The following is a 25,810-nucleotide window of genomic DNA, read 5'->3' on the forward strand; positions in this document are numbered from 1 at the left end:
CGGCGGAGACCACCACGGTGTGGGACACCCCGGGGGTGTTGTCCACGAAATTGGTGATCAGCCAGTTCAGGTTCTGTGCGGCCTGGCTCATCTGATTCAACTCAACGCTCCTGGTGATCTGCGCCGTTGCCGTCGGTCCGGCCACCGAAACTATCGAATCCGGGCTGCTGGGCACCATGCTGGGAGCCCGGCTGGTTGGCCTGTTCGGCTCCGGCCCGGCGGCCCTGCTGGATGCCGCGGCGCAGGTTGGTCAGCCGGCCGCGGACCTCTTCGGGGGCCCGGGAGACCTGCGGACCGGTCAGCGGCGAGGCCTCGGCGGTGCCGGAGACCAGGTTGGCCTGCGGGGTCCGCCGGGGGAGACCGGACATCGTGACGCCGCTGGTCGAGGGCTCGCGGACCTGCTCGGCGCGGCGCCAGCGCTCGTCGTTCGCGGACGGGCGCCACGGGGCGTCCCCGGGGCCGGGCTGCGGCTGCTGGCCCTGCCGCGGCTGCTGCTGACCCTGCTGCGGGGCCTGGGACTGCGGGGCCTGGGGGGCCTGAGCCTGCGCGGCCTGCTGCGGAGCCTGGGGCTGCGGGGCCTGGGCCGGCCGGCCCTGTCGGCCCTGCGGGTCGGACGGCTGGAACTCCGGCGCCGAGGTGCCGGGCCGGCGCGGCTGGTACGTCCGCGGCCGCGCCTCCTGCCCGCCCTCCTGCGGGTACCACGGCTGCTCGGCCGCACCCCCGGACGGGCCGGTCGGCAGCGCCATCGGCTCCGGCCGGGCCTGCTCCTGGCGCACCGGCTCGGGCCGGGCCTGCTCCTGACGGACCGGCTCCGGACGCGCCGGGTTGGGCACGCTCGGCAGCACCGGCTCCACCAGACCGAGGCCCAGCGGGTCACGCGGGTCGATCTGACTGGCCTCGAAGCGCGGCCGGGCGAACTGCTGGGTGCTCTCCACCGGTGCCGGCTCGGCCGACGGCAGCGGCTGGGCCTGCTGCTGCGGCGGCAGTTGCGGCTGGCGGTCGCGCTGCGGCGCGTCCGGGCCGGGGCGCTGCGGACGGCGCTGGCCCTGCGGACCGGGCTGGCCCTGCGGGCCGCCCTGACCGGGGCCGCCCTGGCCCTGCGGGGCCGGCCGGCGCTGCGGCAGGCCCTCCTGCGGGCGGTTGCCCGGGCGGGCGCCGCCGCCCTGCTGCTGCGGAGCGCCGCCCGGCCGGCCCGGCCGACCGTGCTGCGGCTGCTCGCCGGTCCGGGGGCCCGGACCGCCGTCGAACTCGCCACCCGGGCGCGGCCGTTCCTGGCCGGGGCGGCCCTGGGCGGGCTGCTGCTGACCGGGGCGGCCCTGGGCGGGCTGCTGCTGGCCGCGGCGGGGCAGGCCGCCGAGGCCGCCCTGCGCCGGGCCCGGCCGGTTCGGGCCGCGCTGCGGCAGGCCGCCCTGCGGGGACTGCTGGGGCTGCGGGGACTGCTGGGCCTGCGGGGCCTGCGGGGCCTGCTGGGCCGGCTTCTGGCCCTGGGGCTGCGGGGCTTGCCGGCCCGGTCCCTGGGGTCCCTGGGGCTGCTGGCCCGGGCCTGGCTGGCCCGGCTGGCCGGGGTTCTCGCGCAGCGACTGGCCGACCTGGCGGGTCGGCAGGCCTCCGGCCCGGCCGCCGGACGCGGCAGGTGCACCCGGTCCGGTCGGAGCACCCGGAGCACCCGGAGCACCCGGAGCGTTCGGTCCGGTCGGAGCACCGGGGCCGCCCTGGCCGAGCTGCGGTCGGCCGCCCTGCGGGGCACCGCCGGCCGGGCCCTGGCCGAGCGCGGCCGGGCCGCCCTGGCCGGGCGGCACCTGGCGCTGCTGGCGCGGCGTCGGGGCGACTCCGCGCTGCTGCTTGGCCTGGGCCGGGCCGGGCCGGCCAGCGCCGCGGCGGTCGGCGGAGTTGGTGACGTCCACCGGGAGCATGACCAGCGCGGTGGTGCCGCCGGAGTCGCTGGGGCGCAGCTGGATGCGGATGCCGTGTCGCAGGGACAGGCGGCCGACCACGAAGAGGCCCATGCGGCGGGAGACCGAGACGTCCACCGTCGGCGGGTTGGCGAGGCGCTCGTTGATGTCGGCGAGGTCGTCGGGGCTCAGGCCGATGCCGGTGTCGTGGATCTCGACCAGGACGCGGCCGTCGGGCAGCGCGTGGCCGGTGACCCGGACGCGGGTCTGCGGGCTGGAGAACGAGGTGGCGTTCTCCAGCAGCTCGGCGAGCAGGTGGACGAGGTCGTTGACGACGCGGCCGGCGACCTCGGCCGACGGCACGGCGGCGAGTTCGATGCGCTCGTACTGCTCCACCTCGGAGGCGGCGGCGCGGAGCACGTCGACCAGCGGGACGGGCCTGGTCCAGCGGCGGCCCGGGTCCTCACCGGCGAGGACGAGGAGGTTCTCGCCGTTGCGGCGCATGCGGGTCGCGAGGTGGTCCAGCTTGAAGAGGTTGGCCAGCTGGTCCGGGTCGGCCTCGCGGCTCTCCAGTTCGGAGATGAGCGACAGCTGGCGCTGGATGAGGCCCTGGCTGCGGCGCGAGAGGTTGGTGAACATCGCGTTGATGTTGCCGCGCAGGAGGGCCTGCTCGGCGGCGAGGCGGACGGCCTCGCTGTGCACCATGTCGAAGGCGTGCGCCACGTGGCCGATCTCGTCGGTGGAGTCGACGGCCACCGGTTCGACCGTCGTGTCGACGTCGTGCGGGTCGCTCTCGGAGAGGGTCTTGACCAGCTCGGGCAGGCGGCGCTCGGCGACGTCCTCGGCCGCGGCCTGCAGACGGGTCAGCGAGCGCACCATCGAGCGGGCGATCAGACCGGCGCCACCGAGGGCGACGAGCAGCACCAGGGCGATGGCGGCACCGATGATGATGGCCTCGGTGTCGGCCTGGGACTGGAGGTCCTGGGCCTTGCCGTCGAGGTCCTCGATGAGCTTGGACTCGATCCGGCGCTCGGCGGTGATCTTGGCGCTGGCCTTCTCGTACCAGTCCTTGTAGGTCACCGGGTCGGTCTGGTGGATGCCGCTCGGCTGGAGGATCGAGCGCGCGTACCGGTCGGCGTCGGCGATCACCGAGTTGTAGCTGAGCTGGCCGCGCAGGTTGTCCAGGTCGTGCGCGGTGTAGATGTTGTTGAAGCTGGTGAGCGAGTTGTCGTACGAGGTGCGCAGGCGGATGCCGAAGGACTCGTCGCTGGGGCTGAGGTCGGGGCCCTTGGGGTTGGCGAGTGCGGCGCCGATCAGGGCGCGCTGCTGCGAGGTGGCGTTCTTGGCCAGCGAGAACTGCTGCAGCGAGCGGGTCGCGACGAGCAGGTCCTTGTTGTTCGACGCGAGCGCGATGTCCTGGGTGATGGCCAGCAGGTCGCGGATGATCACGTCGTAGGCGGTGATCGTCGACTGGATGTTCTGGTTGTTCTGGTACGGCGTGTTGCGCGCGTCCGAGATCGAGTTCAGGTCCCTGCGGATCTGGAACAGCAGCGCCTTCCCGCCCGAGAGCTCGAGGTTCTCGAACTTGTCCGAGGACGCGGTGAAGGTGCGGCTCAGGTCGTCGGTGGCCCTGCGGGCGGTGGCGATGTCGTCGTCGAGCGGGTCGTTGGGGCGCGCGGTGATGTAGCCGGCGCTGATGTCGCGCTCGGTCTGCAGGGCGTCCGCGAGGTTGGTCGCCTTCTTGGCCAGGTCGGACAGGTTGGCCATCTGGGAGAGCTGCTGCGAGTTCTGCATCGAGGCCTGGATCCGCAGGCCACCGAGGACCAGGGAGACCAGGACGGGCAGGGCGAGCAGGGCGATCAGTCGGGTCCGGATGCGCCAGTTGCGCATCGCGAGCCGGCTCAGACCGGTGGCCCGCCGCCTGGTCAGGGTGGTCCGGAGCTTGTCCCGGGCGGACTTCCGTTCCTGGCCGTCGTCCTCCGGGTGGCCGGGGGCCTCGGGGATCACCGGCTCGGGCGGGCCGCCGGGGGCCGCCGCCTGCTGGGGGGCTGCCACGGGCTCGTGCGACTCCGGGTTACCCGCGCCGCCGCTACCCCTTTTGAAACGTCCCTGCACTGGCGTCGCAACCTCTGGACCGGGCGTCCCGCCGCGTCGCCGCGGACCGGACGGTGTCGAGTTTCCTTCCGCTCCCCGGCTGGTCCGGGTGAGCGCGTCGCCGGGGTGGACTTCTCCCTACCCACGGTCCGTGGCATTCCAGCACAGCCGGGGAATCCCAACAAGGGCCGCCAGGACACGCCGCGCGGCGCTACCGAACGCGTGCGTGACTTCACTGACTGTGCCGTAACAGGACCGGAATACCGCATTTTTCGGACACTCGCCGGATACATGCCAACCCGGCCCGAGATCGAAAAGAGTCGCGGACCTTCCGGAATGACCGTTATCGGAGATATGCCGGAAAATCCCGTTGCGGCGATATGTCGGATATCTGCAATTCGCTCATGAATTTGTGAGCAAAATCACAGTCTAATGTGTAGCTTTGGTCACGGCCCCTGTGGAATGAGATCTCGTAACCTGGCTGTCTCCGGAGCACGGCCCCGATCAGCCTGCCCAGAACCCCTCCGAATCATTCGGAATCACTCAGGCCGGTGACGATCCGCCGCGATCCGCCCGGCCGCGACCACGAGGTGCTCTCGATGTCCCAGGCGAAGAAGGCCACCAAGTCCACGCTGCCCTGCCGCTCCACGGCGAACCCGCGCCGGACGACGCTGGCCTCGGTCGCGGACTTCAGCACGATCCCGGGTGCCCGCAAGCCCGAGGACGCCGTCACCTACGGCACCGAGCTGCCGGCCAGCACCGCCAACCCGCGCCGCACCCAGCTGATGGTCGCCCCGGCGCCCGTCGTCGTGCAGGACTGACCCGACCCCCGCTCCGACCGGGCGTCGCGGCCGTGCCACCGAGGGCGGTCGCGGCGCCCTGCGGCGTTCCCGGGCGGTTGCCGGGGCTCGCGGCCCAACCGCGCTGAACAGGGGCAAAGCGGTCAGCCGGGGCCCCACGCGATAGCCTGGACGACGATTGACGGGGCCGCGCCCACCGTGGGCGAGGCGCCCACCAGCGCCCGGGCGCGCCCCGGGCGGTCGACGAAGCGAGGGGTATCCCAGCCGTGCGCATTGCCAGGTTTTCCGTCCGGGAGGGGAGCCCTGCCGCCGGCAGCGTCTCCTTCGGCGTGGTGGAGGGCGACCCTTCCCAGCCCGACTCGCTGGTCGTCCACGCGCTGGCCGGCCACCCGTTCGGCCAGCCCCAGCCGACCGGCGAGAGTTACCGCTTCCAGGACGTCCGGCTGCTCAGCCCGATGCTCCCCAACAAGATCGTGGCGGTCGGCCGCAACTTCGCGGCGCACGCCGCCGAGCTGGGCAACGACGTCCCGGACGTGCCGCTCACCTTCTTCAAGCCGTCCACCTCGGTGATCGGCCCGACCGAGAACATCGCCTACCCGCCGTTCTCCTCGGACGTCCAGCACGAGGCCGAACTCGCCGTGGTGATCGGCCGGATGTGCCGCGAGGTGCCGCTGGACCGGGTGCCCGAGGTGATCCTCGGCTACACCTGCGCCAACGACGTCACCGCCCGGGACGTGCAGAAGCGCGAGGGCCAGTGGGCCCGGGCCAAGGGCTTCGACACCTCCTGCCCGCTGGGCCCGTGGATCGAGACCGATCTGGACCCGGCCGACCTCGCCGTCACCTGCACGGTCAACGGCGAGCTCCGGCAGGCCGGCCGCACCTCCCAGATGGTCCGCTCGGTCGCCGAGCTGATCGTCCACATCTCCGAGGCCATGACGCTGCTGCCCGGCGACGTCATCCTCACCGGCACGCCCGCAGGGGTGGGCCCGCTCAACGTCGGCGACGAGGTCGCCGTCTCCATCGAAGGCATCGGCACTCTCACCAACAAGGTGATCAAGCGTGGCTAGTGAAAAGCTCAGCGGCTCCGCCGCGGGCAACCCGGCCGTCCGGGTTCGTTTCTGTCCGTCCCCGACCGGGAACCCGCACGTGGGCCTGGTCCGCACGGCCCTCTTCAACTGGGCCTACGCCCGCCACAACGGCGGCACGCTGGTCTTCCGGATCGAGGACACCGACTCGGCCCGCGACTCCGAGGAGTCGTACGACCAGCTGCTCGACGCGATGCGCTGGCTCGGCTTCGACTGGGACGAGGGCCCGGAGGTCGGCGGCCCGCACGAGCCGTACCGCCAGTCCCAGCGGATGGACATCTACGCCGACGTCGCCCGCCGCCTGCACGAGGCCGGCCACGCCTACCACTGCTACTGCAGCACCGAGGAGCTGGACGCCCGCCGCGAGGCCGCCCGCGCCGCCGGCAAGCCCTCCGGCTACGACGGCCACTGCCGCGAGCTGACGGACGAGCAGGTCGCCGTCTACAAGCTGGAGAAGCGCGAGCCGATCCTGCGTTTCCGGATGCCCGACCGCACCCTCAGCTTCGACGACCTGGTGCGCGGCACGCTCACCTTCGAGCCGGAGAACGTGCCGGACTACGGCATCGTCCGGGCCAACGGCGCCCCGCTGTACACCTTGGTCAACCCGGTGGACGACGCCCTGATGGGCATCACCCACGTGCTGCGCGGCGAGGACCTGCTCTCCTCCACCCCGCGGCAGATCGCGCTGTACGCCGCGCTCGCCGAGATCGGCGTCGGCGACGGCACCACCCCGCGCTTCGGCCACCTGCCGTACGTGATGGGCGAGGGCAACAAGAAGCTCTCCAAGCGCGACCCGCAGGCCTCGCTCAACCTGTACCGCGAGCGCGGCTTCATCCCCGAGGGCCTGCTCAACTACCTCTCCCTGCTGGGCTGGTCGCTGGCCGACGACCGCGACCTGTTCGGCATCGACGAGATGGTCGCCGCCTTCGACATCGCCAAGGTGAACGCCAACCCGGCCCGCTTCGACCTGAAGAAGTGCGAGGCGATCAACGCCGAGCACGTCCGCAAGCTGGCCCCGGAGGACTTCGTCCGCCGCCTGGTGCCGTACCTCCAGGCACCCGGGCTGCTGCCGGCCGAGCCGACCGCCGAGCAGCTGGACCTGCTCGCCAGGATCGCGCCGCTCACCCAGGAGCGGATGGTCGTGCTGAGCGAGATCGTGAACATGGCCGGCTTCCTGTTCGTCGACCCGGCCGACTTCGCCGTCGACCCGGACGACGCCGCCAAGGCGCTGACCGCCGACGCCCGCCCGGTGCTGGAGGCCAGCGTCAAGGCGCTGGAGGCGCTCGCGGACTTCAGCCCGGAGCCGATCCAGGCCGCGCTGCGCGAGGCGCTGGTGGACGGGCTGGGCATCAAGCCCAAGTTCGCGTTCACGCCGCTGCGGGTCGCCGTCACCGGCCGCCGGGTCTCGCCGCCGCTGTTCGAGTCGATGGAGCTGCTCGGTCGCCCCGAGACGCTGCGCCGGCTGAACTCCGCCCTGGAGGCCCTGCCGGCCGCCTGAGCGGGCCGCTGAGCAGGCCGCGGGCCCGGCCTCGTGCCGGGCCCGCGGCCTGCCCGGACGTCACTGCCAGGACGCCCGGCCGCTGCCTGGGGTTATCGATTTTGGAGCCGGGGCCGGCGTCGGGTAATGTTCTTTCTGCGCCGCCCGGGAGGGAACGGACGAGGGAGCGAAACCCTCCACCCGGCCCCGAACGAGAGGCGCAACGCCTGAGAAGGCCCCGACAGGGGTTCAACTCTGGTGGGGTATGGTGTAATTGGCAGCACGAGTGATTCTGGTTCATTTAGTCTAGGTTCGAGTCCTGGTACCCCAGCGCAGTACGCAAGTCCAGCAGTACAAGTGAAGAACAAGCCCCCGTTGTGTAGCGGCCTAGCACGCTGCCCTCTCACGGCAGTAGCGCCGGTTCGAATCCGGTCGGGGGTACCGATCCCGCAAGGGATCACCTGGAAAGCCCCCGTTGTGTAGCGGCCTAGCACGCTGCCCTCTCACGGCAGTAGCGCCGGTTCGAATCCGGTCGGGGGTACTGATCCCGCAAGGGATCGCCAGGAAGCCCCCGTTGTGTAGCGGCCTAGCACGCTGCCCTCTCACGGCAGTAGCGCCGGTTCGAATCCGGTCGGGGGTACTCCAGAGCATGAAGCCGGTGGGTTATCCCATCGGCGCTTGCTTTGTGTTGGGGTATGGTGTAATTGGCAGCACGAGTGATTCTGGTTCATTTAGTCTAGGTTCGAGTCCTGGTACCCCAGCCAGAAATTGGAAGGCCCCGGTTTCCGGGGTCTTTTTTGCATTTCCCGGAGCATTCCGAAGGGCCCCGCGCGGTGGTGCTGCGCGGGGCCCTTTCCGGGTGCGGCGGTCAGCCGCGGCGGAGGGCCTCGGTGAGCCGGTTCGCGGCCTCGATGATGGCCTGGGCGTGCAGGCGGCCCGGGTGGCGGGTCAGCCGCTCGATCGGGCCGGAGACGGAGACGGAGGCCACCACGCGGTTGGAGGGGCCGCGCACGGGAGCGGAGACGGACGCGACGCCCGGCTCGCGCTCGCCGATCGACTGGGCCCAGCCGCGGCGGCGGACGCCGCTGAGCGCGGTGGCGGTGAAGCGGGCGCCCTGGAGGCCGCGGTGCAGCCGCTCGGGCTCCTCCCAGGCCAGCAGGACCTGGGCGGCCGAGCCGGCCTTCATCGGCAGGGTGCTGCCGACCGGGACGGTGTCCCGCAGACCGGAGAGCCGCTCGGCGGCGGCTACGCAGATCCGCATCTCGCCCTGGCGGCGGTAGAGCTGTGCGCTCTCGCCGGTGACGTCGCGCAGGTGGGTCAGAACCGGGCCCGCGGTGGCGAGCAGCCGGTCCTCGCCCGCCGCGGCGGAGAGTTCGGACAGACGGGGGCCGAGGATGAATCGCCCCTGCATGTCCCTGGTGACCAGACGGTGGTGTTCGAGTGCGACGGCGAGCCGGTGGGCCGTGGGGCGCGCCAGACCGGTGGCGGCGACCAGCCCCGCCAACGTGGCGGGGCCCGACTCCAGTGCGCTCAGCACCAGAGCGGCCTTGTCGAGAACGCCGACGCCGCTAGAGTTGTCCATGCGCTAAGACTGCAGTCTCATTCCGCGAGACGCAAGTTCAATCTTCCGGGAAAAGCGCCACTCTGGATGCAGCAGCCCGGGAGGCATCCAGGATGCGACCTCACCAGAGTGTCCGCATCGTGGACAGCGATCCGGCGTGCAGGTCGCGAGAACGCGCCCGCCACAGGGCGGCGGGAGCTCCGACCTCGACGACACGAGAAGGCCGGCAACGCGGCCGGCTGGAGGGAATCCGATGGGACGGACACTCGCAGAGAAGGTCTGGGACGACCACGTCGTGCGGCGCGCGGAGGGAGAGCCCGACCTGCTCTTCATCGACCTCCACCTGCTCCACGAGGTGACCAGCCCGCAGGCCTTCGACGGGCTGCGGCTGGCCGGCCGGACGGTCCGCCGCACCGATCTGACGATCGCCACCGAGGATCACAACACCCCCACCGTGGACATCGACAAGCCGATCGCCGACCCGGTGTCCAAGGTGCAGCTGGAGACGCTGCGCCGCAACGCCGCCGAGTTCGGTGTCCGGATCCACTCGCTCGGCGACATCGAGCAGGGCGTCGTGCACGTGGTCGGCCCGCAGCTGGGCCTGACCCAGCCCGGCATGACCGTGGTCTGCGGCGACTCCCACACCTCGACCCACGGCGCGTTCGGCGCACTGGCGTTCGGCATCGGCACCAGCCAGGTCGAGCACGTGCTGGCCACCCAGACGCTGCCGCTGGCGCCGTTCCGGACCATGGCCGTCACGGTCGAGGGCGAGCTGCCCGAGGGCGTCACCGCCAAGGACCTGATCCTGGCCGTGATTGCCAAGATCGGCACCGGCGGCGGCCAGGGATACGTCCTGGAGTACCGCGGTTCGGCGATCCGGGGCCTGTCCATGGAGGCCCGGATGACCATCTGCAACATGTCCATCGAGGCCGGCGCCCGGGCGGGCATGATCGCCCCGGACGAGACCACCTTCGGCTACCTCAAGGGCCGTCCGCACGCCCCGCAGGGCGAGGACTGGGACGCCGCCGTCGCGTACTGGTCGACCCTGGGCACCGACGAGGACGCGGTCTTCGACCACGAGATCTTCGTCGACGCGGCCGCGCTGACCCCGTTCGTCACCTGGGGCACCAACCCCGGCCAGGGTGCCCCGCTGGGCTCTGACGTGCCGGACCCGGCCTCCTTCGCCGACCCGCAGGAGCGCGCGGCCGCCGAGAACGCCCTCGCCTACATGGGCCTGGAGGCCGGCACCCCGCTGCGCGAGGTCACCGTCGACGCCGTCTTCGTCGGCTCCTGCACCAACGGCCGGATCGAGGACCTGCGCGCCGCCGCCGCCGTCGTGGAGGGCCGCCGGATCGCCGACGGCGTACGGATGCTCGTCGTCCCCGGCTCCGTCCGGGTCGCCCTGCAAGCCGTGGAGGAGGGCCTGGACAAGGTGTTCACCGCGGCCGGCGCCGAGTGGCGCCACGCGGGCTGCTCGATGTGCCTGGGCATGAACCCCGACCAGCTCGCCCCCGGGGAGCGCTGCGCCTCCACCTCGAACCGCAACTTCGAGGGCCGGCAGGGCAAGGGTGGCCGGACCCACCTGGTGTCCCCGCAGGTCGCCGCCGCGACCGCCGTCCTGGGCCGTCTGGCCGCACCGTCCGATCTGCCCTCCGACCTGGCGGACACCAACGTGGCTGTGGAGGCCTGAGAACCATGGAGAAGTTCACCACCCACACCGGCCGGGCCGTTCCGCTGCGGCGCTCGAACGTGGACACCGACCAGATCATCCCGGCCCACTGGCTCAAGAAGGTCACCCGTTCCGGTTTCGAGGGCGGCCTTTTCGAGGCCTGGCGCAAGGACGAGTCGTTCATCCTCAACCAGCCCGAGCGGCAGGGCGCCACGGTCCTGGTGGCCGGCCCGGAGTTCGGCACCGGCTCCTCCCGTGAGCACGCCGTCTGGGCGCTGCAGAACTACGGCTTCCACGCGGTCATCTCGTCGCGCTTCGCGGACATCTTCCGTGGGAATTCCCTGAAGAACGGACTGCTGACGGTCGTCCTGCCGCAAGAGACCGTGGAACAGCTCTGGGCGCTCACCGAGAGTAACCCTTCGGCCGAGATCACCGTTGATCTGGAAGCCCGCGAAGTCCGGGCCGAGGGCGTCACCGCGTCTTTCGAACTGGACGACAACGTCCGGTGGCGGCTGCTCAACGGGCTGGACGACATCAGCATCACCCTGCGGAACGAGGCCGACATCGCGGCCTTCGAAGCGACCCGTCCGACCTTCAAGCCCCGTACTCTGCCGGTTGCCTGAGATCCCCTCAGAACAAGCATTCTGGCGATCCACCGGATGGCCCGCCTCCCCTTCGGGGGGGCGGGCCATCCGCCGTTCCGGAGCACGAGTTAGCGCCGCGGCCCACCCCGGATTGCCCATTTGGCTTTGCCGGAGAGGGCCCCGCGCAAGTACAACTGCGGGTAGATGGCACAATCAGTACATGCACCGGCACCATGAACCTCCGTACGCGGGCGGCGAACCCGCGGCTCCGGAGTCCGTGGGCCGGGGATCCGAACGCCGAATTGACGATCGGCCGGACGTCGCCTCCGCACCAGCTGAGGGGCCGGACGACCAGGAAGTCGCAGCGCTCTACGCGCTTGTGGCCGAGCGGTTGAAGCAAGCTCACGCCCGCGTGCATGCGCTGAACGTGTCTGCCGATGCAAAGACCGCTCTCTCCCGTCAACTCCTCATCGTCACCGAGACCGCCAAGCGCGATCTTCCGGAGGCGGCAAGGCGGTTGAGTCGCTTTGTACATGACCTCGACGAGGGGCGCCCGCCCGTCGCCTGAGGTCGCCGACGCGCAAATCCATTGCGACACTAGGGTGATTCGCGCGTTTGGTAATTGAAAGTCCGCAGATACATACCTAACGTGCGAAAAGAACGGATGGAATCATCCGGCGCCCGTTTCCGAAGGGGAAGACGTGAACAAGGCTCAGCTTGTCGAAGCGGTGGCCGAGCAGCTGGGCGGTCGCAAGGCTGCCGCAGAGGCCGTCGACGCAGTGCTCGACACCATGGTCCGTGCCGTTGTGGCCGGTGACCGGGTTTCGGTCACTGGTTTCGGCACCTTCGAGAAGGTGGAGCGCTCCGCGCGCTTCGCCCGCAACCCGCAGACCGGCGAGAAGGTCAAGGTCAAGAAGACCTCGGTGCCCCGCTTCCGTCCCGGCCAGGGCTTCAAGGACCTGGTCAGCGGCAGCAAGAAGCTGCCGAAGGAAGGCCCCTCGGTGAAGAAGGCCCCCAAGGGCTCCCTCACCCCGGGCAAGAGCGGCGTCGCCGCCACCCCGGCCGCCAAGCGCGCCGCCACCAAGCGTGCCGCCACGGCCGCCGCCGCCGCTCCGGCCAAGAAGGCCGCCGCCAAGAAGACGGCGACCACGGCCGCGGCCAAGAAGGCGACCACCACCGCCGCCGCGAAGAAGGCGACCGCCACCAAGAAGGCGACCACCACCGCCGCCGCGAAGAAGACCACCGCGACCGCGACCAAGAAGACGGCCGCCGCCGCCAAGAAGGCGACCACCACCGCCGCCGCCAAGAAGACCACCGCGACCGCCAAGAAGGCGACCGCGACGGCCAAGAAGACGGCTCCGGCGAAGAAGACCGCCACCCGCAAGACCACCGCGCGCAAGACCTCTGCCAAGTAGTCCCGCGCAGCGGTCCTCGGACGGCCTTCGGCAGAGAGCCGCGGCACCCCCCCTCCGTGAATTGCGGAGACCGGGTCGCCGCGGCTCTTTCGATTTCCGGGCGCTTAGTCAGGATTCTGCGACCGACGGTGACCAGGCACGGAACGCGGCGGCGGGCGTGCCGGACGGCGGGGGAGGACCAGCGGGGGGACGGTCAGCGGAGGACGGTCAGCCCGCGGCCGGGTCGGGGAAGGTCTGCAGCGTCACGAAGACCACCCGGCGGGCCTCGCCGGCGCCCTCGGTGCGGATCCGCACCCGCTGGCCCGGTCGCAGCAGCCGCAGACCGCCGGCGTCGAAGGCGGCCGCGTCGAACGGCACCGGGGTCCCGTCGTCGAGCAGCACGGAGCCGGCCCGGGTGGCGGGGTCGAAGGTGAACGCGGTGGCCTGCATGGCAGCAGCATAGCGAGCGGCCCCGGCCGACCGGGCGGCGTCCCGCGGGGCGCCGGTCAGGCCCGCGCCAGCCGGGCGAACAGGACGCTGGTGTACGGGCCGAGGCCGAGCGCCGCGGCCTCGCCGAGGTCCGCGCCGGTGTCGACGTCCCGGCGCACCGACTCCACGTCCGCCAGGCGAAGTTCGAGTGCTCCGCCGGCCGCGTGCCGGGCCCGCGAGCCGTCCCCGAAGGCGGGCGAGAGCGGGCGGCCGGGGGTACAGGCGAGCAGCGTGGTGCCGAGGCCTGGGGAGTCCGGCAGGAAGGCCCGGCCGTCCGGCGGCACCGCGCCCAGCACCCGGGCCAGTTCGACCGGGCGCAGGGCCGGCAGGTCCGCCGAGAGGGCGGCCAGCGGCGAGCGCGGGGCGAGCGCCAGGGCGGCCGCCGTGCCGTGCACCAGCGCCTCGTTGAGGCCCTCGCCGGGTTCGTCGGCGACCACCACCGCGCCCAGTGCCGCCAGCCGGGCGCCGGCCGCCGCGTCCCGGGTGACCACCAGGACCCGGGCGACGCCCGGGGTGGCCAGTGCGGCGGTGGCGGTGTCGAGCGCGAAGGACAGCGCGAGGTCCGCCCGGTGCGGCCCGGCGTACGGGGCCAGTCGGCTCTTCGCGAGGGCGAGCGGCTTGAGCGGCAGCACCAGCGACCAGTCGGTGGCGGGTGCGGGGGGCGCGACGGGCCCGTTGGGGCGTACGGTGTCCTGGGTCATCGGCGTCATTGTGACGCCGGTCCCGGAGCCCTCGCCAGGCCGTCCGATCTGTGCGGACGTGCGTTTGATCACGCCTGCCGGGCGGGTTGGTGCGGTCGCTCGACAGCCGGTGAGCAGCCGGGCGAGACTGTTCCGCGCCCGTCACCCGGGCACCGGTCCCGTACCGGTGCGCGGCACCGGGAGGTTATGACCGCGGCACCCCACGTGCCGCTTCGGATGAGGAGGACCTGGGGTGGCCCGCCGCTCGTACGCCAAGTTCGGCAACGCCGACTACGGCATCTGGTACCGCTTCGCGGCCGTGCTGGTGAAGCCGGTGACGACCGCGCTGGTGAAGCCCGACTGGCGGGGCTGGGAGCACCTTCCGAAGGAAGGCGGCTTCATCGCCGCGGTGAACCACAATTCGATCATCGACCCGGTGATCTACGCGCACTGGCAGTACAACAGCGGCCGTCCGCCGCGCATTCTCGGCAAGTCCTCGCTGTTCTCGATTCCCTTCATCGGATTCATGCTGCGCAAGACCGGCCAGATTCCGGTGTTCCGCGAGTCCACCGATGCCGCGCAGGCTTTCCGGGCCGCTATCGACGCCGTCAACGGCGGCCAGTGCGTGCAGTTCTACCCGGAGGGCACGCTCACCCGGGACCCGGACCTGTGGCCGATGACCGGCAAGAGCGGCGTCGCCCGGGTCGCGCTGATGACCGGCGCGCCGGTCATCCCGGTCGCACACTGGGGAGCGCACGAGATCATCCCGCCGTACGGCCGTCCGGGCTTCGGGAAGGGCAAGTTCAACCTCTTCCCGCGCCACCGGGTCACCGTGGCGGCGGGGCCCGCGGTGGACCTGAGCAAGTACCGGGGCCAGGAGCTCACCGCCCAGGTGCTCAACGACGCCACCGAGGACATCATGACGGCGATCACCGCCGTGCTGGCCGACGTCCGCGGCGAGGAGCCGCCGGCCGAGCGCTACGACATGCGCAAGGCCGCCCGGAACCGCGCCGCCGCGGCCGCCGCCGAACGCCGGCGCGCCAAGGGCGGCAACGACGACGAGGAGGGCGGCCGGTGACCCGCTGCGCAGTGATGGGGACGGGCTCCTGGGGCACCGCCTTCGCGATGGTGCTGGCCGACGCGGGCAGCGACGTCGTCCTGTGGGCCCGCCGCCAGGAACTCGTCGACGCCATCAACACCACGCACGAGAACCCGGACTACCTGCCGGGCGTGCCGCTGCCGGGCTCCGTCCGGGCCACCACCGACGCCGCCGAGGCGCTGGCCGGCGCCGACTTCGCCGTCCTGGTGGTGCCCTCGCAGACGCTGCGCGACAACCTGGCCGCCTGGACGCCGCTGATCGAGCCGCAGACCGTGCTGGTGAGCCTGATGAAGGGCATCGAACTCGGCACGGCCAAGCGGATGAGCGAGGTGATCGACGAGGTCACCAAGGTCGGCCCGGAGCGCGTCGCGGTGGTCAGCGGGCCCAACCTGGCCCGGGAGATCGCCAACCGGCAGCCCGCCGCCAGCGTCGTCGCCTGCGCGGACGAGGCGGTCGCCAAGCGGCTCCAGGCGGCCTGCCACACGCCGTACTTCCGCCCGTACACCAATACCGACGTGCTGGGCTGCGAGCTCGGCGGAGCGGTCAAGAACGTGATCGGCCTGGCGGTCGGCATGGCGGCCGGCATGGGGCTCGGCGACAACACCAAGGCGACGCTGATCACCCGCGGGCTGGCCGAGACCACCCGGCTCGGCGAGGTGCTCGGCGCCGACCCGCACACCTTCGCCGGGCTCGCCGGGATGGGCGACCTGGTCGCCACCTGCTCCTCGCCGCTGTCGCGCAACAACACCTTCGGCATGAACCTGGGCCGGGGCATGTCGCTCGCGGAGACCATCGCGGCGACCCGGCAGACCGCGGAGGGCGTCAAGTCCTGCGAGTCGGTGCTCGACCTGGCCCGGCGCAACGGCGTCGACATGCCGATCGTCGAGGCGGTGGTGGACGTCGTGCACAACGGGCGGCCCACCCAGGAGGCGCTCCAGGCCCTGATGTCCCGTTCGGCGAAGGCCGAGCGGCGCTGAGCGGTGCCGAGCGGCGCTGACGGCGAGGCGGTGGTCCGGGGCGGTGGTCGGGGGCGGCTGACGCCCCGGAAACCCTTCGCACGGTAGTCTCAAACCCGATATGAGCATCGAACAGTCCTCCCCGAACCCGTCCGCTGCGAAGCCGCGCGTCGCGCTGGTCTTCGGCGGACGCAGCTCCGAGCACGGCGTCTCGGTGGTCACCGCCGGCAGCGTGCTCAAGGCGATCGACCGCGAGAAGTACGAGGTGCTCCCGATCGGGATCACCCCCGAGGGCCGCTGGGCGCTGGTCAGCGACGAGCCCGCCCGGATGGCGATCACCGACGGCCGGATGCCGGACGTCCCGGGCGTCGCCGAGTCCGTGGACGGGCAGGTCGCGTTGCCGATCGCCCCGGGCGACCGGGAGGTCGTCCTGAGCGAGCCGGGGAGCACCCCCAAGGCCCTCGGCGAGGTCGACGTGGTGTTCCCGCTGCTGCACGGCCCCTGGGGAGAGGACGGCACCCTGCAAGGCCTGCTGGAGCTGTCCGGCGTGCCCTACGTCGGCAACGGCGTGCTGTCCAGCGCGGTCGGCATGGACAAGGAGTTCACCAAGCGGATCCTGGCCTCGCACGGCCTGGGCGTCGGCCGGTACACCATCGTGCGGCCGCGCGACTGGGAGAGCGAGGCCGGCCGCGCCGCGGTGCGCGAGCGGGCCGCCGAGCTCGGCCTGCCGCTGTTCGTGAAGCCCTGCCGGGCCGGCTCCAGCATGGGCATCACCAAGGTCAAGGACCTCGCCGACCTCGACGCCGCGATCGAGGAGGCCCGCCGGCACGACCCCAAGCTGATCATCGAGGCCGGCGTGAGCGGCCGCGAGATCGAGTGCGGCGTGCTGGAGACCGAGGACGGCCCGAAGGCCAGCCTCCCGGCCGAGGTGCTGGTCGGCGACGGCTTCGACTTCTACGACTTCGAGGCCAAGTACATCGACTCGTCCGAGGTGCAGATCCCGGCGAAGCTCGACGACGAGCAGACCGCCGAGATCCGCCGCCAGGCGGTGGCCGCGTTCGACGCGCTTGGCTGCGAGGGCCTGGCCCGGGTGGACTTCTTCCTGCTGGAGGACGGCACCTGGATGGTCAACGAGATCAACACCATGCCCGGCTTCACCCCGATCTCGGCCTACCCGAAGATGTGGGAGGCCACCGGGCTGTCCTACCCGGAGCTGATCGACCGGCTGCTCCAGGCGGCGCTGCGCCGCTCGACCGGCCTGCGGTAGCCGCGCGCGAACGACGGAGGGCGGGCCGGGAAGCTCCCGGCCCGCCCTCCTCGGCGCGCTCGCGGGCTCAGCCCGGGACGGTGGCCTTCACCGCGCCGGTGAGGGCGGCGGCCGGGTCGAAGGGGTTGGCCGCGGCACCGGCCGGGACGGTCACCTCGACGTAGGCGGCGCGCATGGTCGTCACGAAGCGGTAGCCGCCGTCGGTGAGCTTCTGCGACCACCAGGTGACGTCGTCCACGGTCGGCGACCAGTCCTTGGCGTGCTCGCCGTCCAGTTCCTCCGGACGGTCGATGCCGCAACGCAGCACCGTGCGGGGCGAGCTGGCCCACGCGGCCACGTACGGCGAGGCGGGCGACGGGTCCTTGCGGGCGTGGCCGAGCAGCTCCTGCGGCAGGGCCGCGGCCAGCGCGCGGCAGTACTCGGCCGCCTTGCCGCCCGGCCGGGGGGCCGCCACCGATTCGTCGGCGGAGCCCCAACTGCCGAGCAGCACGACGACCGTGCAGGTCAGGGCGAGCGGCAGGGCCAGCCAGCGGACGGGCGCCGGCAGTGCCGTCAGCGCCCGTGGGATTCGGAGTTCTCTGGCCACCCGCCGATGGTAGCCGGGTCTTACAGGTGCACCACCGGACAGGTGAGGGTGCGGGTGATGCCCTCGACCTGCTGGACCTTGGCCACCACCAGGCGGCCCAGGTCGTCCACGGTGTCGGCCTCGGCCCGGACGATGACGTCGTACGGGCCGGTGACGTCCTCGGCCTGGAGGACGCCGGGAATCTCGGAGATCGACTGGGCCACGGCGGTGGCCTTGCCGACCTCGGTCTGGATCAGGATGTATGCCTGTACCACGGGGACCTCCGGCGGCCGGTTACGGGGATCGCCGCCGTGATCGCCCGGACGGTTGTCGGGGTGGGAACGGGCTCACCGGCAGTCTGATCACCACGCTACCGCGCGGTGGGCCGGGGAGGGGAGACCCCGACACCCCGGAAGGGCGTACGCTGCGCGCGGGGGCGCGACGGGGACGAGTTCAGATGGACATGCGAGAGGACGGCAGATGCAGGGGACCGTGGGCGAGCTCGGCGAGTTCGGTCTCATCAGGGAGCTGACCGCCCGGGTGCCGCTCACCGACGCGGTGGACCTCGGCCCCGGTGACGACGCCGCGGTGGTGAAGGCCCCGGACGGCCGGGTGGTGGCCACCACGGACGTCCTGATCGAGAACCGGCACTTCCGCCGGGACTGGTCCACCGCCTACGACGTGGGCCGCAAGGCCGCCGCCCAGAACCTCGCCGACGTGGCCGCCATGGGAGCGGTGCCCACCGCGATACTGCTTGGCCTGGTCGCCCCCGCCGACCTGCCCACCACCTGGGCCACCGAGCTGATGGACGGGCTGCGCGACGAGTGCCAGGTGGCCGGGGCGACGGTGGTCGGCGGCGACGTGGTGCGCGGCGACACCGTCACGCTGGCCATCACGGCGCTCGGGGACCTCCAGGGGCGCGCGCCGGTGACGCGCGCCGGCGCGCAGGTCGGCGACGTGGTCGCGGTGACCGGCTGGCTCGGCTGGTCGGCCGCCGGACTCACCGTGCTGCAACGCGGCTTCCGCTCCCCGCGCGCCTTCGTCGAGGCGCACCGCCGGCCCGAGCCGCCGTACCACGCGGGCCCGGGCGGCGCCGAGTTGGGCGCGACCTCGATGATCGACGTGAGCGACGGACTGGTCGCCGACCTCGGCCACGTGGCCCGGGCCAGCGCGGTGGACATCGACCTGAAGGCCGCCGACTTCGACGTCCCGGCGCAGATGGCCGACATCGGACAGGCGGTCGGGGTGGACCCGCTGGTCTGGGTGCTGTCCGGCGGCGAGGACCACGCGATCGTGGCGACCTTCCCGCGCGGGGTCCAACTCCCGGCCCGCTGGCGGGTGGTGGGCGAGGTGACCGGCCGACCCCGGGGCAGCCGCAGCGGCCGGGTGACGGTGGACGGCGCGCCCTGGGACCGGGTCGGCGGCTGGGACCACTTCGCCGAGTGACGGGCGGCCGCGCCGATTGTCGTACGGCACACGGCGGGTGACGCCCGGACACCGGCGCGCGGCGGGCGGCGCGTGACCCCCGGACTCGCGGCGCACGGGCTTCGCGGGTCCGTTTTGCGTAGGCTGGCGACAACCGAGCCCGCCCGCCCGTCTGGTGTGGGTGGTCTGAACCACTGCGAGCGGGAGCGCACCCAGTCATGCGTATCGGTGTACTGACCAGCGGCGGCGACTGCCCCGGCCTCAACGCGGTGATCCGCTCCGTCGTGCACCGGGGCACGGACGTGCACGGCGACGAGATCGTCGGCATCCTGGACGGCTTCCTCGGCCTGATCGAAGGCCGCACCCGGCCGGTCTCGCACGACGACGTCACCGGCCTGCTCACCCTCGGCGGCACCGTCCTGGGCTCCGCCCGGGTGCAGCGCGAGCGGATCTCCTGGGCGGTGGAGAACGCGAGGACGCTGGCCCGGGACATCGGCATCGACGCGCTCATCGCGATCGGCGGCGAGGGCACGCTGACCGCCGCCAGGCTGTTCAGCGACGCCGGACTGCCGGTCGTCGGGGTGCCCAAGACCATCGACAACGACATCAACGCCACCGACGCCACCTTCGGCTTCGACACCGCGGTGCACGTCGCGACCGAGGCGATCGACCGGCTCAAGACCACCGCGGAATCCCACCAGCGCGTCATGGTGGTCGAGTTGATGGGACGTCACACCGGCTGGATCACCCTCACCGCGGGCATGGCCGGCGGCGCGCACGGCATCCTCATCCCGGAGAAGCCCTTCGACATCGAGGCGGTGGCCCGGATGGTCGACGACCGCTTCGACCGCGGCAAGAAGTTCGCCATCATCGCCGTCGCGGAGGGCGCCGCCCCGCTGCCCGGCACCATGCGCTTCGACCACGGCGAGGTCGACCAGTACGGCCACCGGACCTTCGGCGGGATCGGCAACCGGCTCGCCCACGAACTGGAGAACCTGCTCGGCAAGGAGGCCCGCCCGGTCATCCTCGGGCACACCCAGCGCGGCGGCACCCCGACCGCCCGGGACCGCGTGCTCGCCACCCGCTTCGGCTGGCACGCCGTCGAGGCCGTCCACCAGGGCGCGTTCGGCCACTTCACCGCGCTGCGCCGGACCGGGATCGAGCTGGTGCCGATCGCCGACGCGGTGACCAGGCTGAAGACGGTGCCGGAGGACCGCTGGGTGGAGTCCGAGGCCGTGCTCTGAGGCCGTGCTCTGGTCGCGCGCAGGTAGGGTGCCGCGCTCCGAACGCGCGCAGGTAGGTTGACCTCATGGCCCACCCGTCTCCCACCCCCGCCCCTGGCCGACGCGCTGCGCGCGGCCCCTCCACCGCCCCTCCCCGCGTGCTCACCGTCGCCGGCTCCGACTCCGGCGGTGGCGCCGGCATCCAGGCCGACCTCAAGGCGATGCTCGCTCTCGGCGTCCACGGCATGAGCGTGATCACCGCCGTCACCGCGCAGAACTCGCTCGGCGTCCAGGGCTACTGGGAGCTGCCCGCCGAGGCCGTCCGGGCGCAGTTCCGCAGCGTGGTCGACGACATCGGGGTGCAGGCCGTGAAGACCGGCATGCTCGCCTCGATCGAACTGGTCGAGACCGTCTCCGAACTGCTGGCCGGGGTGGACGCCCCGGTGGTCGTCGACCCGGTCGGCGTCTCCAAGCACGGGGACGCCCTGCTGGCCGCCGAGGCCGTCGCCACCGTCCGCGAACGGCTGCTGCCGGTCGCCACCCTGGCCACCCCCAACCTGCACGAAGTGACCCAGCTCACCGGCCGGACGGTCGAGGACGAGGGGCAGATGCTGGACGCCGCCAAGGCGTTGCTCGACCTCGGGCCGCGCTGGGCGCTGGTCAAGGGGGGCCACCTGGAGGGTGAGGCCGCGGACCTGCTCTACGGCGGGCCCGGCGAGGTGCACTGGTACCGGGCGCCGCGCTACGACAACCGGCACACCCACGGCACCGGTTGCACCCTGGCCAGCGCGATCGCGGCCGGGCTGGCCAAGGGCGAGTCGCTGCCGGAGGCGGTCGGCTCGGCCAAGGCCTACATCACCGGCGCGATCGCCGGCGGCTTCGCGCTCGGTGCCGGGATCGGCCCGGTCGACCACGCCTGGCGCTGGCGCTGACCCGGCCGGTGGGCGGGCCCCCGGGCCCGCCCACCACCACGGATGTGGCGGGGAACACGGGTGCGGCGGGAAGCCGGCGGGAAATCAGCGGCCGGAAAGCGCGGCGGAAAAACAGTGAAGCCGGTTCATCCGAGGATGAACCGGCTTCACTGGAGGACCGGCATGCCGGTCTGCGCGTCAGCGCGAGACCTTACCGGCCTTGATGCACGAGGTGCAGACGTTGAGCCGCTTCGGCGTCCGCCCAATCACAGCGCGCACCGTCTGAATGTTGGGGTTCCAACGACGGGGGGTACGGCGGTGCGAGTGGGAGATGCTGTTGCCGAAGCCCGGCCCCTTGCCGCAGACGTCGCAGTTGGCAGCCACAGGAGTCACTCCAAGACTTCAGATCATTTACGTTCGACAACCCCGCTGGACCAGCGGAGCACTCGCGTGAACCTGACCGGACCGAGGGGTGAGCCTGGATTGTTCCAGGCAACCGGAAGAGCATACAACGCCTGTTCCGGTTCAACGAAACTACCATGTCCGGCAGGGTGATCGCTCCGGTCGCCGGTCCGGGCGACCCTCCCCGGCCCCCGATAACCTGCCGGTATCACCCCTCGCCGCGGCCTTGGCCGTGCTGCTGCCCCGCAGGCCGTCGCGGCGTCCCACCCGGAGGAGACCTGGTGCTGCACACGCTCGACGCCCCGGCCGTGCGCACCTGGTGCCAGCTCGCCCTGCGTGCGCTCGGCCAGGCCCGCGAGGAGATCGACGCGCTCAACGTCTATCCCGTCCCGGACGGTGACACCGGCACCAACCTCTACCTGACCGTCGAGTCCGCCGCCGCCGAGGTGGAGAGCCGCTTCGCCGACCCCGCCGCCGACCCGGCCCCCGGCCTGGCCGACACCGCACGGGCGATGGCCCGCGGCGCGCTGGTCGGCGCCCGCGGCAACTCCGGGGTGATCCTCGCCCAATGGCTGCGCGGCACCGCCGAGACGCTCGCCGAGGGCGGCGGCGCCGACCAGCTGCGGGCCGCCCTGCAACGGGCCGCCGACTCCGCCTACCAGGCCGTCGCGGAGCCCGTCGAGGGCACCCTGCTGACCGTCGCCCGGGTCGCCGCCCGGGAGGCCGTCCGGGCCGGGGACGGGCTCGCGCAGGTCGCCGACACCGCCTACCGGGCCGCCCGGGACGCGCTGCGGCACACCCCCGAACAGCTCGCCGTGCTGGCCGAGAACGGGGTCGTGGACGCCGGCGGACGCGGCCTGGTCGCCGTGCTCGGCGCGCTCGCCGACGCCGTCGCCGGGCAGCAGCCGATGGGCCCGGTCGCGCTGCGCGGGGACGTCCGGGAGGTCGACAGCTGCGCGGTGCACCTGAGGCCGCCGGGCCCCGGCCACCCCGCGTTCGAGGTGATCTACCTGCTCGACGCGCCCGACGAGGCCCTGCCCACGCTGCGCGAGCGGCTCGGCGCGCTCGGCGACTCCCTGGTGGTCGGCGGCGGCGACGGCCTGTGGAACGTGCACGTCCACGTGGACGACGCGGGCGCCGCCGTCGAGGCCGGGGTCGAGGCCGGGCGGCCGCACCAGATCCGGATCACGCACTTCGCCGAGGCCGCCGCCCGGGCCGGCAGCGCCGCCGAGCGCGGCGAACGCCGGGACCGGGCCCGCGCGGTGCTCTGCGTGGTGTCCGGCGGGGGACTGGCCGAGTTGTGCGAGCAGGCCGGCGCCGTCGCCCTGCACGCCGACCCGGACCGCCCGCCGGCCAGTGCCGAACTCGCCGCCGCCGTGCGCCGCTCGGCCGCCCGCGAGGTCGTCCTGCTGCTCAACGACCCCGAACTGCGCGCCGCCGCCGGGGCCGCCGCCGACCAGCTGCGCGAGGAGGGCGTGCGGATCGCCGTGCTGCCGACCCGCTCGCCGGTGCAGGGCCTGGCGGCGCTCGCGGTGCACGAGGGCGGGCGCCGCTTCGACGAGGACGTGGTCGCCATGACCTCCGCGGCAGGTGCCACCCGGTACGCCGAACTCGCCGTGGCCGAGGGGGAGTCCTGGACGATGGCCGGGGTCTGCCAGGCCGGGGACGTGCTCGGCCTGATCGACGGCGACGTCGCGGTGATCGGCACCGGGCTGGCCGAGGTCGGGGCGAGCGTGCTGGACCGGATGCTCGGCGCAGGCGGCGAACTCGTCACCCTGGTCCTCGGCGAGGGCGCCGACGAGGCGCTCGCCGACCGCCTGGTGGCACACGCCCGGCACCGGCGGCCCGAGGTCGACGCGGTGGTCTTCCACGGCGGCCAGGAGTCCGCGCCGCTGCTCATCGGGGTGGAGTAGGGCACGCCGCGGAGCCCGGAATGTCGGCCCCGTGGTGTAAACAGGGGCCTGATGGGCGCTCTCGATGAACCACTGACCAAACTCGTCGGCGACCGCACCGCGAAGGTGCTCGCCGACAGCCTCAAGCTGCGCACGGTCGGGGACCTGCTGCACCACTATCCGCGCCGCTACGTCGAGCGCGGCCAGCTCACCAGCCTGGACGAGCTGGAGATCGACGAGCACGTCACCGTGCTGGCCCGGATCGAGAAGGTCACCCTGATCCCGTTCCGCGGCCGCAAGGGCGACCGGCTGGAGGTCGTCGTCACCGACGGCCGCAGCCGGCTCTCGCTGGTCTTCTTCAACCAGGGCTGGCGGCAGAAGGAGCTCAAGTCCGGCGCCCAGGGCCTGTTCGCGGGCAAGGTCGGCGTCTTCAACCGCAGCCGCCAGCTGGTCTCGCCGGACTACCAGCTGCTCGACGAGGAGGCCGGGTCGGACGCCGCCCGGCAGTTCGCCGGCCGGCTGATCCCGGTCTACGGCGCCAGCGCGCAGATGCCCAGCTGGAAGCTGTCGATCTGCGTCGAGACGGCCCTCACCAAGCACCTGGGCGACGTCGGCGAGCCACTGCCCGCCGAACTGCGCGAGCGGCACGGGCTGATCCCGCTGCCCGAGGCGCTGGAGCTGATCCACCGCCCGCGCGGCCAGGCCGACCGCGAGCTCGCCCAGAGCCGGTTGCGCTGGGACGAGGCCTTCGTCCTCCAGGTCGCCCTGGCCCAGCGCCGGGCCGCCGAGTCCGCGCTGCCCGCCGTCCCGCGCAGGGCCCGCGCGGGCGGCCTGCTGGACGCCTTCGATGCCCGGCTGCCGTTCACCCTCACCGAGGGCCAGCAGAAGGTGTCCGCCGAGATCGCCGCCGATCTCGCGAGCGAGCACCCGATGCACCGGCTGCTCCAGGGCGAGGTCGGCTCCGGCAAGACCCTGGTCGCGCTGCGCGCCATGCTCGCCGTGGTCGACGCGGGCGGCCAGGCCGTGCTGCTCGCGCCCACCGAGGTGCTGGCCCAGCAGCACCACCGCTCGATCGTCGAGATGATGGGAGACCTGGCGGAGGGCGGCATGCTCGGCGGCTCCGACCTCGGCACCCGGGTGGTGCTGCTGACCGGCTCCATGGGCGTCCCGGCCCGCCGCCAGGCGCTGCTCGACATGGCCTGCGGAGATGCGGGCATCGCCATCGGCACCCACGCGCTGATCGAGGACAAGGTCCAGTTCCAGGACCTCGGCCTGGTCGTGGTCGACGAGCAGCACCGCTTCGGCGTCGAACAGCGGGACGCCCTGCGCGCCAAGGGCGAACAGCCGCCGCACCTGCTGGTGATGACCGCCACCCCGATCCCGCGCACCGTCGCGATGACCGTCTTCGGGGACTTGGAGACCTCCGTCCTCGACCAGCTGCCGGCCGGCCGCTCGCCGATCTCCACCCACGTCGTCCCCGCGCTGGAGAAGCCCAACTTCCTCGCCCGGGCCTGGGAGCGCGTGCGCGAGGAGGTCGCCAAGGGCCACCAGGCGTACGTGGTCTGCCCCCGGATCGGGGACGAGGAGCCCGCCGCCGAGCCGAAGAAGAAGCGGAAGGCGGCCGAGGAGGACCTGGAGGACGTCGCCGACGCCGGTGCCGGGAGCGACGAACGGCGGCCCCCGCTCTCGGTGGTGGAGACCGCCGGGAAGCTGGTCGGGGGGCCGTTGCAGGGCCTGCGGGTGGAGATCCTGCACGGCCGGCTGGCCCCGGAGGCCAAGGACGAGGTGATGCGCCGCTTCACGGCCGGCGAGGTGGACGTGCTGGTCGCCACCACCGTCATCGAGGTCGGCGTCAACGTCCCCAACTCCACCGCGATGGTCATCATGGACGCCGACCGCTTCGGTGTCTCCCAGCTCCACCAGCTGCGCGGCCGGGTCGGCCGCGGCAGCGCCGCGGGCCTGTGCCTGCTGGTCAGCGACATGCCCGCGGGCAGCGCCGCCCGGGCCCGGCTGGACGCGGTGGCCGGCACCCTGGACGGCTTCGAGCTGTCCCGGATCGACCTCGAACAGCGCCGCGAGGGCGACGTGCTGGGCCAGGCGCAGTCCGGGGTGAAGTCCTCGCTCAAGGTGCTCTCGGTGCTGGAGGACGAGGAGGTCATCCTCACCGCCAGGACGGAGGCCACCCGGCTGGTCGCCGAGGACCGCGAGCTGACCGCCCACCCGGAGCTGCGCACCGCGCTGGAGAGCCTGCTCGACGAGGACCGCGCGGCCTACATGGAGAAGGGCTGAGCGGCCGCCGCCGGCCCCGGAATTGTCAGACCCCCGCGAGAGAATGAAGGTGTTCA

The 25,810-nt window shown here is 72.7% G+C and carries 22 protein-coding genes, 5 tRNA genes and 1 pseudogene; 20 read left to right on the forward strand and 8 right to left on the reverse strand.

Annotated features, from left to right (window positions below):
- Positions 1–91, reverse strand: a pseudogene (locus AB0O82_RS22240) (roadblock/LC7 domain-containing protein); the annotation flags it as partial.
- Between the two features lie 10 nt (positions 92–101).
- Entirely contained in the window at positions 102–3,947 is a 3,846-nt protein-coding gene (locus AB0O82_RS22245) for a nitrate- and nitrite sensing domain-containing protein (RefSeq protein WP_363585712.1), read from the reverse strand.
- A gap of 590 nt (positions 3,948–4,537) precedes the next feature.
- On the opposite strand from AB0O82_RS22245, the gene AB0O82_RS22250 reads away from it, so the two are divergent.
- The 8 genes from AB0O82_RS22250 (at position 4,538) to AB0O82_RS22285 (ending at position 8,112) form a co-directional block, all read left to right on the forward strand.
- Positions 4,538–4,807 carry a hypothetical protein gene (locus AB0O82_RS22250; RefSeq protein WP_363585713.1) on the forward strand — a complete coding sequence of 90 codons (270 nt, stop codon included), beginning with the start codon at positions 4,538–4,540 and terminating at the stop codon, positions 4,805–4,807.
- Positions 4,808–5,052: 245 nt separating this feature from the next.
- A complete protein-coding gene (locus AB0O82_RS22255) occupies positions 5,053–5,853 on the forward strand; it encodes a fumarylacetoacetate hydrolase family protein (RefSeq protein ID WP_063347716.1) in 801 nt (266 codons plus the stop codon).
- Positions 5,846–7,369: a glutamate--tRNA ligase gene (gltX, locus tag AB0O82_RS22260; RefSeq protein ID WP_363585714.1), complete on the forward strand. Its 1,524-nt coding sequence runs from the start codon at positions 5,846–5,848 to the stop codon at positions 7,367–7,369. Before AB0O82_RS22255 ends, gltX begins: the two co-directional genes overlap by 8 nt.
- A 238-nt stretch (positions 7,370–7,607) precedes the next feature.
- A tRNA-Gln gene (locus AB0O82_RS22265) sits at positions 7,608–7,679 on the forward strand.
- A 37-nt stretch (positions 7,680–7,716) separates the two neighbouring features.
- Positions 7,717–7,789, forward strand: a tRNA-Glu gene (locus tag AB0O82_RS22270).
- A 27-nt stretch (positions 7,790–7,816) separates the two neighbouring features.
- Positions 7,817–7,889: transfer RNA gene (locus AB0O82_RS22275), tRNA-Glu, on the forward strand.
- A 26-nt stretch (positions 7,890–7,915) separates the two neighbouring features.
- Positions 7,916–7,988, forward strand: a tRNA-Glu gene (locus AB0O82_RS22280).
- Positions 7,989–8,037: 49 nt separating this feature from the next.
- Positions 8,038–8,112, forward strand: a tRNA-Gln gene (locus AB0O82_RS22285).
- Positions 8,113–8,216: 104 nt separating this feature from the next.
- Here AB0O82_RS22285 and AB0O82_RS22290 read toward each other — a convergent pair.
- Positions 8,217–8,930, reverse strand: a complete 714-nt coding sequence (locus tag AB0O82_RS22290) for an IclR family transcriptional regulator (protein WP_063347714.1) — start codon at positions 8,928–8,930, stop codon at positions 8,217–8,219.
- 232 nt (positions 8,931–9,162) lie between these two features.
- Between AB0O82_RS22290 and leuC the strand changes: the two genes are divergently transcribed.
- The 4 genes from leuC to AB0O82_RS22310 all read left to right on the forward strand — a co-directional run bounded on the left by leuC (position 9,163) and on the right by AB0O82_RS22310 (position 12,577).
- Positions 9,163–10,599 carry a 3-isopropylmalate dehydratase large subunit gene (leuC, locus tag AB0O82_RS22295; RefSeq protein ID WP_363585715.1) on the forward strand — a complete coding sequence of 479 codons (1,437 nt, stop codon included), beginning with the start codon at positions 9,163–9,165 and terminating at the stop codon, positions 10,597–10,599.
- 5 nt (positions 10,600–10,604) lie between these two features.
- A complete protein-coding gene (leuD, locus tag AB0O82_RS22300) occupies positions 10,605–11,201 on the forward strand; it encodes a 3-isopropylmalate dehydratase small subunit (protein WP_363585716.1) in 597 nt (198 codons plus the stop codon).
- Between the two features lie 340 nt (positions 11,202–11,541).
- Positions 11,542–11,730 carry a hypothetical protein gene (locus AB0O82_RS22305; RefSeq protein WP_079135607.1) on the forward strand — a complete coding sequence of 63 codons (189 nt, stop codon included), beginning with the start codon at positions 11,542–11,544 and terminating at the stop codon, positions 11,728–11,730.
- Between the two features lie 133 nt (positions 11,731–11,863).
- Complete coding sequence (locus AB0O82_RS22310) at positions 11,864–12,577, forward strand: HU family DNA-binding protein (protein WP_350882962.1); 714 nt, start codon at positions 11,864–11,866, stop codon at positions 12,575–12,577.
- A gap of 207 nt (positions 12,578–12,784) precedes the next feature.
- Here the strand turns inward: AB0O82_RS22310 and AB0O82_RS22315 are convergent, their stop codons facing one another.
- On the reverse strand, positions 12,785–13,006 hold the full coding sequence (locus AB0O82_RS22315) for a hypothetical protein (protein WP_063347710.1): 222 nt from the start codon (positions 13,004–13,006) through the stop codon (positions 12,785–12,787).
- A 56-nt stretch (positions 13,007–13,062) separates the two neighbouring features.
- A complete protein-coding gene (gene cofC / locus AB0O82_RS22320) occupies positions 13,063–13,746 on the reverse strand; it encodes a 2-phospho-L-lactate guanylyltransferase (protein WP_363585717.1) in 684 nt (227 codons plus the stop codon).
- A 232-nt stretch (positions 13,747–13,978) separates the two neighbouring features.
- On the opposite strand from cofC, the gene AB0O82_RS22325 reads away from it, so the two are divergent.
- From AB0O82_RS22325 to AB0O82_RS22335, 3 genes are all read left to right on the forward strand, one after another.
- Entirely contained in the window at positions 13,979–14,803 is an 825-nt protein-coding gene (locus AB0O82_RS22325) for a lysophospholipid acyltransferase family protein (RefSeq protein WP_350882958.1), read from the forward strand.
- A 14-nt stretch (positions 14,804–14,817) separates the two neighbouring features.
- The gene (locus AB0O82_RS22330; protein ID WP_079135606.1) at positions 14,818–15,801 is read left to right on the forward strand and encodes an NAD(P)H-dependent glycerol-3-phosphate dehydrogenase; all 984 of its coding nucleotides are present in this window, start codon (positions 14,818–14,820) and stop codon (positions 15,799–15,801) included.
- A gap of 100 nt (positions 15,802–15,901) precedes the next feature.
- Entirely contained in the window at positions 15,902–17,047 is a 1,146-nt protein-coding gene (locus tag AB0O82_RS22335) for a D-alanine--D-alanine ligase family protein (RefSeq protein WP_350882957.1), read from the forward strand.
- A gap of 67 nt (positions 17,048–17,114) precedes the next feature.
- Here the strand turns inward: AB0O82_RS22335 and AB0O82_RS22340 are convergent, their stop codons facing one another.
- Together AB0O82_RS22340 and AB0O82_RS22345 are read right to left on the reverse strand one after the other, a co-directional pair.
- Positions 17,115–17,633 (reverse strand): DUF3515 domain-containing protein, encoded by a 519-nt coding sequence (locus tag AB0O82_RS22340; RefSeq protein WP_363375955.1) that lies wholly within the window; start codon positions 17,631–17,633, stop codon positions 17,115–17,117.
- A gap of 20 nt (positions 17,634–17,653) precedes the next feature.
- The gene (locus AB0O82_RS22345) at positions 17,654–17,887 is read right to left on the reverse strand and encodes an Lrp/AsnC ligand binding domain-containing protein (RefSeq protein WP_363375953.1); all 234 of its coding nucleotides are present in this window, start codon (positions 17,885–17,887) and stop codon (positions 17,654–17,656) included.
- Between the two features lie 205 nt (positions 17,888–18,092).
- On the opposite strand from AB0O82_RS22345, the gene AB0O82_RS22350 reads away from it, so the two are divergent.
- The 3 genes from AB0O82_RS22350 to thiD all read left to right on the forward strand — a co-directional run bounded on the left by AB0O82_RS22350 (position 18,093) and on the right by thiD (position 21,192).
- Positions 18,093–19,058 (forward strand): thiamine-phosphate kinase, encoded by a 966-nt coding sequence (locus AB0O82_RS22350; RefSeq protein ID WP_363585718.1) that lies wholly within the window; start codon positions 18,093–18,095, stop codon positions 19,056–19,058.
- 197 nt (positions 19,059–19,255) lie between these two features.
- Positions 19,256–20,281, forward strand: a complete 1,026-nt coding sequence (locus AB0O82_RS22355; RefSeq protein WP_363585719.1) for an ATP-dependent 6-phosphofructokinase — start codon at positions 19,256–19,258, stop codon at positions 20,279–20,281.
- Positions 20,282–20,346: 65 nt separating this feature from the next.
- Entirely contained in the window at positions 20,347–21,192 is an 846-nt protein-coding gene (gene thiD / locus AB0O82_RS22360) for a bifunctional hydroxymethylpyrimidine kinase/phosphomethylpyrimidine kinase (protein WP_363585720.1), read from the forward strand.
- 177 nt (positions 21,193–21,369) lie between these two features.
- Here the strand turns inward: thiD and rpmB are convergent, their stop codons facing one another.
- Positions 21,370–21,555: a 50S ribosomal protein L28 gene (rpmB, locus tag AB0O82_RS22365; RefSeq protein WP_014138233.1), complete on the reverse strand. Its 186-nt coding sequence runs from the start codon at positions 21,553–21,555 to the stop codon at positions 21,370–21,372.
- 299 nt (positions 21,556–21,854) lie between these two features.
- On the opposite strand from rpmB, the gene AB0O82_RS22370 reads away from it, so the two are divergent.
- Both AB0O82_RS22370 and recG read left to right on the forward strand, forming a co-directional pair.
- Positions 21,855–23,486 carry a DAK2 domain-containing protein gene (locus AB0O82_RS22370; RefSeq protein ID WP_363585721.1) on the forward strand — a complete coding sequence of 544 codons (1,632 nt, stop codon included), beginning with the start codon at positions 21,855–21,857 and terminating at the stop codon, positions 23,484–23,486.
- A gap of 51 nt (positions 23,487–23,537) precedes the next feature.
- On the forward strand, positions 23,538–25,754 hold the full coding sequence (recG, locus tag AB0O82_RS22375; protein WP_363585722.1) for an ATP-dependent DNA helicase RecG: 2,217 nt from the start codon (positions 23,538–23,540) through the stop codon (positions 25,752–25,754).
- Positions 25,755–25,810 lie beyond the last annotated feature (56 nt).

The sequence above is a fragment of the Kitasatospora sp. NPDC088264 genome (genome assembly GCF_040685715.1).
Taxonomy (GTDB): domain Bacteria; phylum Actinomycetota; class Actinomycetes; order Streptomycetales; family Streptomycetaceae; genus Kitasatospora.